The organism is Nitrospirillum amazonense (assembly GCF_007828035.1).
Classification (GTDB): domain Bacteria; phylum Pseudomonadota; class Alphaproteobacteria; order Azospirillales; family Azospirillaceae; genus Nitrospirillum; species Nitrospirillum amazonense.
Genome location: NZ_VITV01000003.1, coordinates 22,102 through 37,785 on the forward strand (window position 1 = coordinate 22,102; position 15,684 = coordinate 37,785).

Here is a 15,684-nt window from a genome sequence, read left to right on the forward strand (position 1 = left end):
CATGCTGAAGCTCGCGAAACTGCCGGACCGCACGCCCGTCCGGCTGACTGTCACCCTGAGCCCCGAGCTCCACCAGCGGCTCCAGGGCTACGCCGCCCTCTACCGCGCCACCTATGGCGAGACCGAGGCGGTCGCCGAACTGGTCCCCTTCATGCTGGATGCCTTCCTCGACAGCGACCGCGCCTATGCCAAGGCGCAGCGGGAGGAATTGCCCATGGCCGAGGTCGCCGGCCCCCGTCGCGGCCGCGGCAAAGCATCCGCTTCCGAAACCATCGTCCCCTCAAACCCGGAGGATTGAACATGAGCGTCATCGGGCATTTTATCCTCGCTAAGGACGGCGGCTGGACTGGCACCATCCATACCCTGTTGATCAACGCCAAGGTCCGCTTGGTTCCCAACGACAACCGAGAACAAGTCAACGCGCCGGCCTTCCGAGTGTTGATCGGCTATTACCGCGTCGGGGATGCTTGGGAAGCGCAGGCCGCTAATGATCAGCGCTCCTATCTGCGGCTGCGCCTCGACGATCCCAGCTTGGCGGAACCGCTCAGTGCCGCGCTGTTCCCGAGCGAGGATGGCGCCTCCGCGCAGTTGGTCTGGAGCCGACGTTAACTTCTGCTTTGCGTCCCCATACGGTCATGGAAGTACATCCACCTAACAGCCAAAAGCGGACGTTCGCCGACGTCCCCGCGAAAACCATCGGTGGTCCAGCGGCAGTCTTTAAGTACGGGGCGGGTGGTCACATGTAGAAGCTGTAGCTGACCTGTGGCTTCTCTGTGGGGCTGACGTACTTCATGATATCGCCGATCTTTCGTGCGCACTCCAGCGTGATCGGCAGGCGGCCATCCATCTGGGTGTTGTTCCAGTTCATTTTGGTAAGGCCAAGAATCTCCCCGCATAGGCTCTCGAGGGAGGAGTCTTGCTCGTAAACAGTGACCTTGAGGGGCTTGGGGATGTAAGCGCCGGGGTAGGTCTTATAGAAGTCGACGGTGCCACGCGTATAGAGAACGCCCTCGGCCTCGGAGATTGCGAGCATGGTGCCGCGCTTGGGTGGATAGTCACCATCGCCAAAGAGACGAATGTCGGTGTCTATGATGGCGACGAAGTCTTTTGAACGGATGCCCTTCTCGTTAAGGGCGCGCAGGAAACCCTTACGCTCGCTGTCGCGAAAATGGCTCGACTTATGAATAACGATACGGGCAGGCATATGCTGGAGGGCACGATCATACTCTTCGAGCGCATCGCGCAGTAGTTCGTAGGCCTGATCCTCGCTGAGGTAGGGATGGCGGTTGCGCTTGTCGATAGAGACAGGAGTGCCGCGCAGGATGATGCCGTGGCCGAATTCGTCGAAGACCTGGGCTAGGCTGGACGAAATAGTCTCGCCGTCGCGGCTCTTGTAGAAGCCAATGCCGATGTAGCAGGAGCGCAGCTTGGCCGTGTCCTCAACAAGGCGCCACGGGATGGTCCGATTGCCCTTGTAATAGAGAGCGGTGCAGAAGTTCCATGCTTTAGTAGCGGGGTCCTGCTGCTCGCCGACCTGTTTTGTGATGAGAATTGTTTTCTCGCGCACTAACTGCAACGGTGTGCCGAGATGCATACACCTCGCCTTAAGGATGCGGCGGAAGTTGTGCTCAAGTTCGCTTTCCTCGTCCTCGTCGCCGCTTGAGGCTGTGATAGAATCAAACATCTCATTGGGAACGACGCAGACGATGACGTCCACTGAACGGTTCTCGGCGAGGAAGCGGATCTGCTCATAGTAGAGTTCAACGGCACGTTCGACACGTTCGGCGCGCGATGAAAGCTTAACGACGGCGGTGACTTCGGACTTCTGCAGCGTGCGGGTATATTGGGGCGAGTTAATGAGTCGAGTAAGGAAGCCGTAGTTCTGATTGATACCACCGAAGCCGCGGAAGAGGTTGAGCAGCTGCGACTCCTTTTTCCGCTCGATGCCACTGCGGCACTGAGCTAGCCATTCGTCGAGCAGGTCAACGCCCTCGCCGCGGCCGACGACCCCGATACGCAGCTCTGTGCGGCGCAGTTCGTCGCGCTGGTCGTATACTCCCATGTGTTCGATACCGGTGCGCGGGCAAATGTGGGTGCCTGTGCCGAACTCGAGAAGCGGCTCTGCGAGGGTGGTGAGCTTCATGCTGCGGTTTCTCGTTTGTCAGCGTCGTCGCTGATGTCTGTATCGTCAAGATCGTCGGCAACGTCGTCGGTATCCTCACCGACGTCGAATTCAATGAGGGGCTCAAAGACGAGGCCTTCCTCGTCGCCGCTGGCTGTAAGAAAATAGGCGATGAAGCGAACCTGGTTGCGGACGCTGGAATTTCTCTCGAGCCGCTTCTGCTGTGAGAGAAGGTCGTCGTGCCAGTTCGACGCACGGAAACCGTCGAAGGAGTAGAACCAACTCGGCACAATTTGCGCGTACCAGCTGTCGTCGAGCTTTGCGAAGGTTAGCTCGAACGAGAGGTGCTGGTGGTGTGCGACCTTGGTGGTGTCCTTCTTCGATGGTCTGGCGAAGTACACACGTCGGATCGCTTTCTGCTTCCCAATCCAGGACTCCTTGCGTTCTGTCTGTCCCTCCTCAGTGGCAATGAAGTAAAAGAAGCGGTCTTTGGGCTGCATGCGCACATGTCGCGCCTTGAGCAGTTCTCGGGCCTCGGCAATAAGCAACTGTTTAAGGACGTTGACGTTATCGATTTCGGTGGAGTCCGCGAGGTCAGAAACGTCCAGCCGCTCAACTGACCCTTCGTCCACAATGCCGATCAGGCCGCTTGTCTTCATGTCGTGAAAGGCAAAGAGCTTATTGTCGTGGCAAACCCAGGCATCCGTGTGGACGTCGTTGAGGAGGAGGGCCATCTTTACTACCGAACTTCTGCTCCGCGCCTTGCCCTGATAAGATAGAGAATTACGCGCCTGCTCGATCACCTCCTTGTCGTTGATCGTGAGTTCCCCGACATAGACGGCCTGCGGTAGGCGAATACGCTGGAGGTTGGTGGTGATGGCCGTTGGTTTAGGAATGCTGTCCGAGCTGTATGCTATGTAGGCATCGACTTCGCCAAGTATCCGCTGAAATTCTTCCAGAACACGCTCTTGGGCGGTGATGCGCAACGCTGCGACGAGGCTGAGTAAATCGACCAGGTCGATAATGTGCTTCTTGCAGTTGAATGCAAAGCGAGCACCAACGAGCTCGTTGACTGCAGCCTGGCTGTAGGATGCCTGCTTCTTCGTGAGGGTCAGAACATACAGTTCATCAAAGCTGTTGAAGTACGAGCGATCCATGAACTGGCGGACTGTTGCCTTCACCTTGTCGAGCGAGGTGGTTGAGGTGACTTGGAAACAGACGCGATCATGGTCATCACCTAGGTCGATTCCTGGGAAATTCTTCTGCTTCCGGTTGAGATTGATAAGCTGGGGCAGGTTATACACCGGCCTGAGGATAGGTATGAATGCGTCCTCCAAGGCCAAATTAATGTCCGTGCGACCCTGCGATGTCGCCAACTCGACCTGCAGCATTATCCGACTAACAACATCGCGAAGTTTGTTCTCTACATCGAGCTGCCGCATTCCATCCCGCTCCACTAAGCCTCCCTTTAGCAATGGGAACGCAGCGGGAACATGTCAAGAGGGAACGACGTTGACGATTGGCAAACGTCAGGCCGCTACGGTTCATGCTGGCGAGCACCTGAACAGCAAACTTATCCGGAAGCAATATTTTATGTGCAAGCCGTTCGATGACCGGAGGTTTGTTGGTTGCAGACTGAAATTTTTCTAGCGACGACCTAGGATCAGACAGTTTGCTTTCGGTCCATATTGGTCGAAATCTTCGCTGGATGCGTCAAGTCATAATAGGTATTGGAATGGGACATCGGCGACAGGATGATCAACTTTTGGAGGTGGATCGGGTTTAAGATAGTGCTCCGGCTCCGAACGGGGGGCTTTTTCTCTGTTTCGGAGGGGGCGACCGAGAGCCGGTCTTTTTGAGACTGTCGAGATAATCGGCCCACCACTGCATCATCCGGACTCGTTCATCCCAATATTCCGCTCGGGCGTATGCGCGACGGACGTCGTTGTTCTCCACGTGGGCAAGCTGTCGCTCAATGGCGTCCGCATGCCATTTCCCGCACTCGTTCAGCAGCGTGGACGCGGTCGCCCGGAAGCCATGGGGTGTGACCTCTTCCTTCTCATAGCCCAGGCGGCGCAGAGCGGCGTTCAGGGTGCCATCGGAAATGGGCCGTGCGGCGGTTCGGATGCCTGGGAACAGGTAGAGGCCGGCCGAGGTGGTTTCGCGATGATGCCGGAGGAGGGCGACTGCTTGTCGGGGCAGGGGGACCCGGTGCGGGCGCCGCATCTTCATGCGGCTTGCTGGGATGTCCCACACGCCCTTCTCCAGGTCGAACTCCGGCCAGACCGCTAGGCGCAGCTCCCCGGGCCGGGGGAAGAGCAAGGCCATGAGTTGCAGCGCCACCCGCGTCCCCACCTGGCCCTCGAACGTATCAACGGCTCGAAGAAGGGTGCCGAAGGCCTTGGGTTCGGTGATGGCGGCTCGGGGTGTCACCGTTGGTCGAATCAACGCGCCGGCGAGGGGGAGGGTTGGGTCAGAGGCCGCCCTGGCGGTGATCATGGCGTAACGGAAGATGCAGCCGATGGTCGACTTGAGCCGGCGGGCAGTTTCATAGTGACCGCGATCCTCCACCAGGCGAAGGACCTTCAGGACCGCAGGGGTGTCGATATCCTTCAGGGGGAGGGCGCCTAGGGAAGGGTAGGTGCTTTCCAGTAGGCGCTTGGTGCGGGTGATGGTGGCGTCGGCGCGCCCTTGCTTCTCAAGGCGGGCGATGTACTCCCGGGCGATTCCCCGGAACGTCTCACCTTCCTCCTCGGCCTTCCGCGTCTTCTTGTCGGAAGAGGGATCGATTCCGTCGCGCAGCAGCTGCTTGGCTTCGTCGCGGGCCTTCCGGGCATCGCCGAGCGATACGGCTGGGTAGGCGCCGAGGGCGAGGAGCTTCTGCTTGCCGTCGAACCGGTAGGCCAGGCGCCACAGGCGGCCGCCTGTCGGCTGTATCCACAGCTGCAGCCCGCCGCCGTCCGAAAGCTTCTGGACCTTGGGAGATGGCCGAACCATGCGGCATTTCATGTCGGTGAGAGGCATGGCAATCACCTTTCTGTTGGTATCTCAGGATACCAACAGGGGGCGTGCTCTACCAACAAACATACCAACAATTCCGTACAGCGGCCCTCGTTGGACCACCTGCGCCAGCCTACGCCCCGGTGCGACGACGTGCCAGAAATTCCATGTGGATCAAGGGGATGGTAGCCCGTTAGGCAAAGAAAAACCCCCGGAACCTTGCGGTTCCGGGGGCTCTATTGGCTCCCAGGGAGGGACTCGAACCCCCGACCCGGTGGTTAACAGCCACCTGCTCTACCGGCTGAGCTACCTGGGATCAGCGCGCCTGCTTCGTTTTCGTCTGACCGATCAGTCAGCGGCGCTGCGGTGGGCGGTGATATAGCAAAGCGTTTTTGGGATGGGAACCCCTTTGTTTGGCAAAATCGAAAAAAATATGGCGGACCCCGGATGGAGAGGGGTGGGGGCGGGGTGCCCCCTTCGGGAAAAGCTTGGAAAACAGTCCTTTGCGGGTGGTGGCCGAAGCAATGGATGATGGCGCATCGCCGGATAGGGGGTGAACCCCGGCGCCGTTTGCCGTATCCCTAGGGCCGATGCCCCATCAGGAATCCGAAAGCCCATGTCCGACCCCGCCCGCCCGCCGCCATCGTCCGAGCAGAACCCGTGGACCGTGCTGTCGCGCGACCTGCGGTATGAGACCCCATGGCTGCGCGTGTTCCATCATGAGGTCCTGCGCCCCGACGGCAGCCCGGGCATCTTCGGCACGGTGGAGTTCGCCACCGTGGCGGTGGGCGTCCTGCCCGTGGCGGCCAACGGCGACACCTGGCTGGTCGGCCAGTGGCGCTTCGGCGCCGGCCGCTACAGCTGGGAAATGGTGGAGGGCGGCATACCCCTGGCGGGTCCCAAGGCGATCGGACCCCTGGCCGGCGCCGCCGAGGAACTGCGGGAGGAGGCGGGCTTGCGCGCCGGCCGCTGGCTGGAAATCCAACGCATGGACATGTCCAACAGCGTCGGCAACGAGCATGCCCATCTCTATCTGGCGTGGGATTTGACTGAGGTTCCGGTGGCGCCGGATGAGACGGAGCAACTGACCATCCGCCGCCTGCCCCTGCGCGCGGCGCTGGACATGGCGCTGTCGGGCGGGATTCTCGATGCCATGACCATCGCCGCCCTGCTGCGGGTGCGCCTCATGCACCTGGAAGGCACGCTGCCACCCGATCTGGCGCCCCTGGTGGCGGCCGGGTTCGCCGGATAGGCGGTGGCCCTACCGGCGCTCCCGCGCCACCGCTGCCATGATGGCGCGGCTGCGGCTGGTGGACAGCAGTGTGTTCACGTCTGGGGCCAGGCGGCGGCGCCAGTTCGGCCGCTCCCGGTCCGTGCCGGGCAGGTTCACGGCGTCCACCTCGCCGGCCAGGTCGTCAACCTGTGCCAGCATCAGGGTTGAGGGCGCCGCCGCGACGAAGGCGTGGATGGCCGCGGCCAGGGTGTCGTCCAGCTCTCCGTCCAGATCCCCGCCGTCGGTCAGCAGGCCCGCGCCCACCAGCTGGTCCAGCAGCCCGCGCTTCTCCTCCCTCCGGGCGGCCCGGGCCTGGGCCTCGCCCGCGTCATCCAGCAGGCCCAGGGCGTGCTTTTCGGCGATGTCGGCCCCCACCCACCATCCGGCCAGGGTTGGCAGGTCGTGGGTGGAGACGCAGGCGGCGGCGTTGGCCGGCCAGCGCGCCGGGTCACGGAAGCGCCCGTCCTCCCGCTCGAACCACAGCACGCGATAGGACAGGATGCCGGCCTCGCCCAGCCGTTCGCGGAAGCCTTCGGGTACGGTGCCCAGATCCTCCCCCACCACGACCACCCCGGCCCGCTGGCTTTCCAGCAGCGTGCGCGCCAGCAGCAGGTCGAATGGGGCGGCCACATAGGCGCCGTCGCGGCCGGCGGCCCCCTTGGGTACCCAGAACAGGCGTTTCAGGCCCATGACATGATCGATGCGGAGCAGGCCGGCATGGCGCATGTTGGCGGCCAGCAACTCCGCGAAGGCGGCGCCAGCATTGGCTTCCTGCGCCAGGGGATTGGGCGGCGGCAGGTTCCACACCTGGCCTTCGGCCGAGAACAGGTCCGGCGGCGCGCCGATAGAGGCGTCCAGCGCGAATTCCGCCCTATTCCCCCAGGTCTCGGCCCCGTCGAAGGCGGCCCCCACCGCCAGGTCGCGGTAGAAGCCCAGTTGCAGCCCGCCCTGGCGGGCGGCCTGGTCGGCTGCGGCCAGCTGGCGGTCGGCCAGCCATTGCAGCCAGAGGGAAAAGTCCATGCCCTCCGGGGCGACGGGGGCGTCCGCCACACGCGCCACTTCGGGCCAATGCGCCCAAGGGCCGGCATGCATCTCGGCCAAGGCCTCGAACCGGGCGAAGCGCTGTAGGCTTTCGCCGCCCGCGTGGACGAAGGCGGCGAGGTCCCGCGCCAGGGCGTGGTCCGGCTGCCGCCGTGTCAGGTCACGGAAGCCGGCATGGGCAGCGGCCAAGGCCCGGCGCTTCAAGGCCCACACCCCCGGATAGTCGATGGCCCGCCGGGCCGACAGCTGGTCCAACGCCGCCCCCTCGGCCGCCACCGTGGCGGCGGCGGCGCCGGCGGGATCGGCCTCGCCCAGGTCGGCCAGGTCGATGTAGAGGGGGTCCAGGAAACGGCGATCGGACGGCTGGTAGGGGCTGGCGCGGTCGCGGTCCCCACCGAACAACGCGTGCAGGGGGTTGATGCCGACGGTGGCGGCGCCCTGCGCGCCCGCGCCGGCACCCAGCCGCGCCAGGGTGGTGAAGTCGCCCACGCCCTGGTCGCCCGCGCGTCGCAGGGCGTAGAGATGGGCGCCGATGCCGAAGCGCGGCGCGCCGACCAGGGTCGGCGGCTGGTAGGCCCGGGGCGGGGCGACCACCAGGGTGGCCGCGATCTCCGGCCTGTTGGCCAGGCAGAGCCGGTGCACGCCCGCCGGCAAGGCGTCCAACGTCACCTCCACCATCGTGCACCGGCGCCCGTCCGGGGCGGTGACGGGCAGGCGCCGGCCATCCAGCGCCACCTTCAGCATGCGGGCCGTCCCGTCCTCCAGCCGCAGCGCCAGGTCCAGCGCCGGCATGTCCGGTAGGGGCACCACCAGGCGCAGCGGTCGCGCGGCCGTGCCCACCACGGTGCGAGGCAGGGGGCGGAACGGTCCCTCTTCGGACAGCCGTTCCAGCCCGTCGCGGACAGCGCCCAGGGTTTCCGCGTCCAGGCCCATGGCGCCCAGCAGCGCGCGCTTGGTCTGGTCTGGCACGGGATGGTGGCCGCCCATCTCATCCCACCAGTCCGGCGCGATGCCGACGGCGCGGGCGTAGCGGTCCAGCAGGTCGGCTGTGGGCGGGGAGCGCCGGCGGCCTTCGTCGGCCGGCTGCTCCGCCAGGACCAGAACGCTGCGCGGCCCGACGGGGAAGGGGCCGTCAACGGGGGTGTCGTCGCCATCGCCGTCGGCCTCGGTGCCGCTATCCAGGACGCGGCGCCAGCCGTGGCCGGTGCGGTTCCACGGCGGGGTGATGGTCCGTGCCTCCCAGGCGCGGTTGACAATGACGGCCACGCGGTCGATGTCGCCCGTCCCGGCCGGTGCGGCGAAGACCGCGACCAGCGGGCCCTCGCCATCCCAGTCGCCGCCGGACAGCGCGTGCCCATCGGCGCGCAGCCATTCCACGTCGGGCACGCCGGCCGTATCCGGTTCACCGGTCAGGAAGTGGTCGGCGCGCAGGGCCGGGTGTGCCTGCCGCAAGGCGATGACGCGACGGGTGAAATCGTACAGGCTGGCATCGATGGCGCCATGGTCCAGCCAGTTCAGGCGGTTGTCCTGGGCGTAGGCGTTGTTGTTGCCGTCCTGCGTGCGTCCCGCCTCCGCCCCCATGCCCAGCATGGGCGTGCCCCGCGCCACCGTCAGCGTGGCGATCAGGGCCCGCATGTCGCGGCGGCGGGCGGAGATCACGGCCGGATCGTCGCTGGGACCTTCCACCCCATGGTTCCAGCTGGAGTTGTCGTCCGTGCCGTCGCGGTTGTGCTCACCATTGGCCTCGTTGTGCTTGGCCTGGTAGCTCACCAAATCGGCCAGGCTGAAGCCGTCATGGGCGACGATGAAGTTGATGCTGCGCGAAGGTCTGCGCTTGGCCCCGAACAGATCGGCGGACCCCGCCAGCCGGGTGGCCAGCGCCCCCAGCTTGTGGCCGTCGCCCCGCCAGAAGTGGCGCACGTCGTCACGGAAGCGGTCGTTCCATTCGCCCCAGCCGGCGGGGAAGCCGCCGGGACGGTAGCCGCCGGGGCCGATGTCCCACGGCTCCGCGATCAGTTTCAGGTCGCGTAGCAGCGGATCCTGGGACAGGGCGGACAGGAAGGCGCCGTTGGGGTCGAAGCCACTGTCCGTCCGTCCCAGGGTGGCGGCCAGATCGAAGCGGAAGCCGTCCAGGCCAGCCCGGGTCGCCCAGGTGCGCAGCGCGTCCAGCGCCAGCCGCATCATTGCCGGCCGCTCGACAGGCAAGGTGTTGCCGCAGCCGGTGTCGTTCACATAATAGCGGCGATCATCGGGGCGCAGGCGGTAGTAGCTGGCGTTGTCCAGGCCGCGCAGGCTGAGGGTGGGACCCAGTTCGTCGGATTCGGCGGAGTGGTTCAGCACCACGTCCAGGATGACCTCGATGCCGGCGGCATGCAGGGCGGCCACGGCGGCGCGCACCTCCGCCCACCCGCCCGGTGCCAGCCTAGGATCGGGCGCACAGAAGGCGATGGGGTTGTAGCCCCAGGCGTTGCGGAGGCCCAGCGGCGCCAGGTGGCGTTCGTCCGCCCAGGCCATGGCTGGCAGGATTTCCAGCGTGGTGACGCCCAGCCGCTTCAGGTAGTCCACCGCCGCCGGGTGGCCCAGCCCGGCGAAGGTGCCGCGCAGCGCCTCCGGCACCTCAGGATGCAGGGCAGTGTAGCCCTTCAGGTGGCATTCGTAGATCACGGTGCGGCCCCAGGGTACGCGCGGGCGCGTCACCGGGCCGGGATCGAACGGCCCCTCCACCAGCGCCTTGGGCACGAAGGGGGCGCTGTCCACCGCGTCGGCGGCCAAGTCGGCGTCCGGCTCCCCCGGCTTGTGGCCGAACTGGGCGGGATGGGGCAGGAAAGGCCCGTCCAGCCGGGTGGCGTGCGGGTCCAGCAGCAGCTTGGCCGGGTTGAAGCGGTGGCCGGCGCGGGGATCGAAGGGGCCATGGGCCCGCAGGCCATAGCGCTGCCCCGCGCGGATGCCCCGCACGAAGCCATGGAAGACGTCGCCCGTACGCTCCGTCAGGGCGACGCGGACGGTTTCAGTCGGCGCCTCGCCTTCGGTTCCCGCGTCGAACAGGCACAGCTCAATGGCGGTGGCGTGGGCGGAATGGACGGCGACGTTGATGCCGTGCGCCGTCAGGGTGACGCCCAGCGGCTCGGGGGTGCCGGGGCCATCGGCGGGGCGGCGGACGCTCACGATGCGCGGTTCCCCAGCAGGTCGCGGTACAGGGCGGCGTAGCGGCGGGCCGGATTGGTCCAGGACACATCCGTCGCCATGGCGTTGCGGCGCAGGCGCTTCCACACCGTCTGGTCGGCATGCAGGGCGGCTGCGCGCTGGATGGCCCCCTCCAGCGCCAGGGTGGTGGTCGGCTGGAAGCGCAGGCCCGTGCCCACGCCGCTGGCCAGTGCCATCTCGTTGGCGTCGATGATGGTGTCGGCCAGGCCGCCGACGCTGGAGACGACAGGGATGGCGCCATAGCGCAGGGCGTACAGCTGGGTCAGGCCGCAGGGCTCGAACCGCGAGGGCACGATCAGCGCCTCCGCCCCCGCCTGGATCAGATGGGCCAGCGGCTCGTCATAGCCGATGACGCAGCCGATGCGGCCGGGGTGGGCCGCGGCGGCGTTGCGGTAGCCGCGCTCCAGCGCGGCCTCGCCGGCGCCCAGCAGCACCAGCTGGCCGCCGGCGGCGATCAGGGTGGGGATGGCCTCCAGCAGCAGGTCCAGCCCCTTCTGCCAGGACAGGCGGCTGACCACGCCGAACAGCAGGGCGTTGGGGTTGGTGGCCAGGCCGAAGCGCTCCTGCAGCGCGGCCTTGGCGGCCGCCCGGCCCTTCATCTGCTTGGGCGAGAAGGGGGCGGGCAGGAAGGGGTCGGCGGCTGGGTCCCAGATGGCGGTGTCGACGCCATTGATGATGCCGCTCAGCTGACCCGCCCGGGCGCGCAACAGGCCGTCCAGGCCCATGCCGGCGTCGGGCCCCCGGATTTCCTGGGCGTAGGTGGGGGACACGGTGGTGATGCGGTCGGCCAGCTGCAGTCCCGCCTTCAGGTAGCCCACCGCACCGTAATACTCGACACCCTCCATGTTGAAGGCGTGCGCCGGCAGCCCCAGGCGGGGCAGCAGCGTCGCTTCGAACTGGCCCTGGAAGGCCAGGTTGTGCACCGTCATCACCGTGGCCGGCCGCTGCCAGCCGTCATAGACCAGATAGGCCGGGGTCAGGCCGGCCTGCCAGTCGTGGGCGTGGACGATGTCGGGCTGGGGCACGCCGCCCCGGCCCAGGCCGATCTCCGCCGCGGCGCGCGACAGCGCTGCGAAGCGCAGGGGGTTGTCCTGCCAGTCGCGCCCGTCCGGGCCGATGTAGGGGTTGCCCGACCGTGCATACAGGTGCGGGGCGTCCACCACGATCAGGTCCAGGCCGTGGGCCGTGCCGGCCACCAGCCGTGCCGGCCCGCCGAACAGGTCGGCGAAGGCATGCACCTCCTGCCCGTCCTGCAGGGCCTCGGTCACGGCGGGGTAGCCCGGCACCAGGGTGGTGACGGCCACGTCCTCGGCCGCCAGCGCCCCGGGCAAGGCCCCCACCACATCCGCCAGCCCCCCGGTCTTGATCAGGGGAAACACCTCCGAGGCGACCGAGAGCACGGAAATCGGCATGGGGCATCAGTCCTTCAGGCGATCAGGGCAGGCGATCAGGGCAGGCAAATCAAGCGAGGCGGTCGATCATGGCTTGGGTGATGAGGCAGGTGCCGTTGGCGCTGCGCCGGAAGCGGCGCGCGTCCTCCTCCGGATCCTCGCCCACTACCAGGCCGGTGGGGATGTGGACGCCGCGGTCGACGACGACATTGGTCAGCCGGGCCGACCGGGCGACATCGACATAGGGCAGCAGCACGGCGTTTTCCACGGAGGAGAAGGAATTGATGCGCACCCCGGTGAACAGCAGCGCCCGCTTCAGCGATGCGCCGGAGACGATGCAGCCCCCCGACACCAGGGAGGAAATGGCCTGGCCGCGCCGGCCCTCCTCGTCATGGACGAACTTGGCGGGTGGCGTGATCTCGCTGTAGGTCCAGATGGGCCAGTCCTGGTCGTAAAGGTCCAGGCCCGGCACCAGGTCCGTCAGGTCCAGGTTGGCCTCGGCATAGGCATCCACCGTGCCGACGTCGCGCCAATAGGGCTGGGCCTCAGAGCTGGAGCGCACGCAAGAGCGGGAGAAGTGGTGGGCCACCGCCTTCCCGTGCTTCACGATGTAGGGGATGATGTCCTTGCCGAAATCGCGGCTGGATCCCGGCGTGGCGGCGTCGCGGCGCAGCTGGTCGAACAGGAACTCGGTGTTGAAGACATAGATGCCCATCGAGGCTAGGCAGCGGTCCGTGGACCCCGGCATGGTGGGTGGATCCTTGGGCTTCTCCACGAAGGAGATGATGCGGTCCTCCGCATCCACATGCATGACGCCGAAGCCCTTGGCCTCTTCCTTGCTGACCTCAAGGCAGCCCACGGTGACGTCGGCGCCGGAGTCGACGTGCTGCTGCAGCATCAACTCGTAGTCCATCTTATAGATGTGATCGCCGGCCAGGATGACCATGTAGCGGGGCTCATAGTCCTGGATGATGTCCAGGTTCTGGTAGACGGCGTCGGCCGTGCCCTCATACCAGTGCTCTTCCGACACGCGCTGGGACGCGGGCAGAATGTCGAAGCTCTCGTTCCGTTCCGGGCGGAAGAAGTTCCAGCCGTGCTGCAGGTGCCGGATCAGGCTGTGCGCCTTGTACTGCGTGGCAACGCCGATGCGGCGGATGCCGGAGTTCAGGGCGTTGGACAGGGCGAAGTCGATGATGCGCGACTTGCCGCCGAAGTAGACCGCCGGCTTGGCCCGCCGGTCCGTCAATTCCATCAGGCGCGACCCGCGCCCGCCCGCCAGCACATAGGCCATGGCATGTCGGGCGAGGGGACCGCGGCCGGCGTGACGATCGCTGGTTGCCCTATTGAAACGCTTCGCGGGTCCTGTCACGTTCTTCCTCCCTGGGGCGGCTATTCGCGCCGCCTGAAATTATCAAGTTTTATCCGTCGCTTAGCTTTGATGCTCGTCAAGAGCCAGCCATAGGGTGGCCAAGGGCGGCAAGGTCACCACGGCCGAGGCCGGCAGGCCGTGTGCGGGCTGGTCGGTGGCCGTCACCGCCCCCAGGTTGCCCATGCCGGTGCCGCCATAGCCGCCGGCATCGGTATTGAGAATCTCAAGCCATCGGCCCGCCTTGGGCAGTCCCACCCGGTAGTTCGGCCGCGGCACGGGGGTGAAGTTGCACAGCACGGCCACGGGCCGCGCGCCCTCGCCGCCCAAGCGCAGGAAGGCGAACACCGACTGGTCCTTGTCGTCGGCGACAATCCAGCGGAATCCCTCGGGCACGCAATCGGTCTCATACAGCGCGCGTTCCCGGCGGTAGCCGGCGTTCAGGTCGCGCACCAGGCGGCGGAGGCCCTCATGCGCCGGATAGGCCAGCAGGTGCCAGTCCAGGCTCTGCTGGAAATTCCATTCGGCACGCTGGCCGAACTCCTGGCCCATGAACAGCAGCTTCTTGCCGGGATGCCCCCACATGAAGGCGTAGTAGGCGCGGGCGGTGGCGAACTTCTGCCAGTCGTCGCCCGGCATCTTCTCGATGATGGAGCGCTTGCCGTAGACCACCTCGTCGTGGCTGAGCGGCAGGACGAAGTTTTCCGAGAAGGCGTAGAGCAGGCCGAAGGTCAGCTTGTCATGGTGCCATTTGCGGTGGACCGGTTCCTTGGACACGTATTCCAGGGTGTCGTGCATCCAGCCCATGTTCCATTTGAAGCCGAAGCCCAGGCCGCCGGCGTAGGTGGGCTGCGACACGCCGGGCCAGGAGGTGGACTCCTCCGCCACGGTCATGGCGCCCGGATGCTCGCCATAGACCAGGGTGTTGACGGCTTGCAGGAAGGCCACCGCCTCCAGGTTCTGGTTGCCGCCCTCGCGATTGGGGATCCACTCCCCGTCCTTGCGGGAATAGTCGAGGTAGAGCATGGAGGCGACGGCGTCCACGCGCAGCCCGTCGACGTGGAAGCGGTCGATCCAGTAGAGGGCGTTGGCCGCCAGGTAGTTCACCACCTCATGCCGGCCGAAATTGTAGATGGCGGTCTTCCAGTCGGGGTGGAAGCCCTGGCGCGGGTCGGCATGTTCGTACAGCGCGGTGCCGTCGAACCGGGCCAGGCCGTGCACGTCGGTGGGGAAGTGGGCGGGTACCCAGTCCAGCAGCACGCCCAAGCCGGCGCGGTGGGCGCGGTCCACCAGCCGGGCGAAGCCGTCGGGCGTGCCGAAGCGGGCGGTGGGGGCGAACAGGCCGATGGGCTGGTAGCCCCAGGAGGGGTCGAAAGGGAATTCCGAGATGGGCAGGAATTCCAGGTGGGTGAAGCCCATGTCGGCGGCATAGGGCACCAGCTGGTCCGCCAGCTCATCCCAGGTCAGATAGCGGTTGCCGTCACCCCGCCGCCAGGATCCCAGGTGCACCTCATAGATGCTGATGGGCGAGCGGCGCGCGTCCATGGTCTTGAGGTGCGCCATGTGGGCGTCGTCAGCCCAGGTGAAATTGTCGGTGCGGGTGACAACGGAGGCGGTGGAGGGGCGCAACTCGCTGGCGAAGCCGAAGGGGTCGGCCTTCAGCGGCAGCACGGTGTCGTCGGGTCCCACGATTTCGTACTTGTAGACGGCACCCTGGCCCAGGCCGGGGGCGAAGATCTCCCACACCCCGCTGTCCAGCCGCCGCCGCATCTGATGGCGCCGTCCGTCCCAGCCGTTGAAGTCGCCCACCACCGACACCCGGCGGGCGTTGGGGGCCCAGACGGCGAAGTGCACGCCGTCCACGCCCTCGTGGGTCTTGAGATGGGCGCCCAGCTTTTCATACAGCCGCTTGTGCGTGCCTTCGGCGAACAGATAGTCGTCCATGGGGCCCAACAGGGGGCCGAAGCTGTAGGGGTCGTCGAACTCCCAGGCGCCGCCGGCGTTGGCGCAGCGCAGGCGGTAGCGGAAGGGGCGCTTGCGCCGGGCGGCCCGGCCTTCGAAGAGGCCGGCGTCATGCACACGGGTCAGCGGCAGGACCAGGGTGCCGTCGGGGGTCGCCGCCTCCACCGTTTCCGCCCCGGGCACGAAGGCGCGTATGGTGACACCCCGCTCCGACACGTGGGGCCCCAGCACGCCGAAGGGATCGTCGTGCCGGGCGCCCAGCAAGGCGTCCATGTCCTCCTGCCGGGCGGTCCAGGATGCCTCGCCTTTGGTCCGCGCCATCAGG

Annotated in this window: 9 protein-coding genes, 1 tRNA gene and 1 pseudogene; 3 read left to right on the forward strand and 8 right to left on the reverse strand. The window is 66.3% G+C overall.

Annotation, left to right across the window (positions count from 1 at the left end):
• The first annotated feature begins 1 nt into the window (after position 1).
• Both FBZ87_RS08080 and FBZ87_RS08085 read left to right on the forward strand, forming a co-directional pair.
• Positions 2 to 298: a DUF2274 domain-containing protein gene (locus FBZ87_RS08080; protein WP_145609849.1), complete on the forward strand. Its 297-nt coding sequence runs from the start codon at positions 2 to 4 to the stop codon at positions 296 to 298.
• Positions 299 to 300: 2 nt separating this feature from the next.
• Positions 301 to 609 carry a DUF736 domain-containing protein gene (locus FBZ87_RS08085; RefSeq protein WP_246134303.1) on the forward strand — a complete coding sequence of 103 codons (309 nt, stop codon included), beginning with the start codon at positions 301 to 303 and terminating at the stop codon, positions 607 to 609.
• A 127-nt stretch (positions 610 to 736) separates the two neighbouring features.
• Here the strand turns inward: FBZ87_RS08085 and FBZ87_RS08090 are convergent, their stop codons facing one another.
• The 4 genes from FBZ87_RS08090 to FBZ87_RS08105 form a co-directional block, all read right to left on the reverse strand.
• Complete coding sequence (locus FBZ87_RS08090; RefSeq protein WP_145609851.1) at positions 737 to 2,143, reverse strand: argonaute/piwi family protein; 1,407 nt, start codon at positions 2,141 to 2,143, stop codon at positions 737 to 739.
• On the reverse strand, positions 2,140 to 3,564 hold the full coding sequence (locus FBZ87_RS08095; protein WP_145609852.1) for an SMEK domain-containing protein: 1,425 nt from the start codon (positions 3,562 to 3,564) through the stop codon (positions 2,140 to 2,142). The genes FBZ87_RS08090 and FBZ87_RS08095 overlap by 4 nt, the downstream gene beginning before the upstream one ends.
• 340 nt (positions 3,565 to 3,904) lie before the next feature.
• Positions 3,905 to 5,146: a tyrosine-type recombinase/integrase gene (locus FBZ87_RS08100; protein ID WP_186454649.1), complete on the reverse strand. Its 1,242-nt coding sequence runs from the start codon at positions 5,144 to 5,146 to the stop codon at positions 3,905 to 3,907.
• A 216-nt stretch (positions 5,147 to 5,362) separates the two neighbouring features.
• A tRNA-Asn gene (locus tag FBZ87_RS08105) sits at positions 5,363 to 5,438 on the reverse strand.
• A 300-nt stretch (positions 5,439 to 5,738) separates the two neighbouring features.
• Here FBZ87_RS08105 and FBZ87_RS08110 point away from each other — a divergent pair.
• Positions 5,739 to 6,374, forward strand: coding sequence for an NUDIX hydrolase (locus FBZ87_RS08110; protein ID WP_145609854.1), 636 nt, complete (start codon positions 5,739 to 5,741; stop codon positions 6,372 to 6,374).
• A gap of 9 nt (positions 6,375 to 6,383) precedes the next feature.
• Here the strand turns inward: FBZ87_RS08110 and glgX are convergent, their stop codons facing one another.
• From glgX to glgB, 4 genes and pseudogenes are all read right to left on the reverse strand, one after another.
• Complete coding sequence (gene glgX, locus FBZ87_RS08115; RefSeq protein WP_145609855.1) at positions 6,384 to 10,601, reverse strand: glycogen debranching protein GlgX; 4,218 nt, start codon at positions 10,599 to 10,601, stop codon at positions 6,384 to 6,386.
• Positions 10,598 to 12,052, reverse strand: a complete 1,455-nt coding sequence (gene glgA, locus FBZ87_RS08120; RefSeq protein WP_145609856.1) for a glycogen synthase GlgA — start codon at positions 12,050 to 12,052, stop codon at positions 10,598 to 10,600. The genes glgX and glgA overlap by 4 nt, the downstream gene beginning before the upstream one ends.
• Positions 12,053 to 12,101: 49 nt before the next feature.
• Positions 12,102 to 13,331: pseudogene (glgC, locus tag FBZ87_RS08125) on the reverse strand (glucose-1-phosphate adenylyltransferase); the annotation flags it as partial.
• Between the two features lie 129 nt (positions 13,332 to 13,460).
• Positions 13,461 to 15,680, reverse strand: coding sequence for a 1,4-alpha-glucan branching protein GlgB (glgB, locus tag FBZ87_RS08130; RefSeq protein WP_145609858.1), 2,220 nt, complete (start codon positions 15,678 to 15,680; stop codon positions 13,461 to 13,463).
• Positions 15,681 to 15,684: the final 4 nt, after the last annotated feature.

Excerpts from the sequence above, each read along its gene's own strand:
- FBZ87_RS08095 (WP_145609852.1), bottom strand. The coding sequence starts at position 3,564 with ATGCGGCAGCTCGATGTAGAGAACAAACTTCGCGATGTTGTTAGTCGG.
- FBZ87_RS08090 (WP_145609851.1), bottom strand. The coding sequence starts at position 2,143 with ATGAAGCTCACCACCCTCGCAGAGCCGCTTCTCGAGTTCGGCACAGGC.
- FBZ87_RS08085 (WP_246134303.1), top strand. The coding sequence starts at position 301 with ATGAGCGTCATCGGGCATTTTATCCTCGCTAAGGACGGCGGCTGGACT.
- glgA (WP_145609856.1), bottom strand. The coding sequence starts at position 12,052 with ATGCCGATTTCCGTGCTCTCGGTCGCCTCGGAGGTGTTTCCCCTGATC.
- FBZ87_RS08100 (WP_186454649.1), bottom strand. The coding sequence starts at position 5,146 with ATGCCTCTCACCGACATGAAATGCCGCATGGTTCGGCCATCTCCCAAG.
- FBZ87_RS08110 (WP_145609854.1), top strand. The coding sequence starts at position 5,739 with ATGTCCGACCCCGCCCGCCCGCCGCCATCGTCCGAGCAGAACCCGTGG.
- FBZ87_RS08080 (WP_145609849.1), top strand. The coding sequence starts at position 2 with ATGCTGAAGCTCGCGAAACTGCCGGACCGCACGCCCGTCCGGCTGACT.
- glgB (WP_145609858.1), bottom strand. The coding sequence starts at position 15,680 with ATGGCGCGGACCAAAGGCGAGGCATCCTGGACCGCCCGGCAGGAGGAC.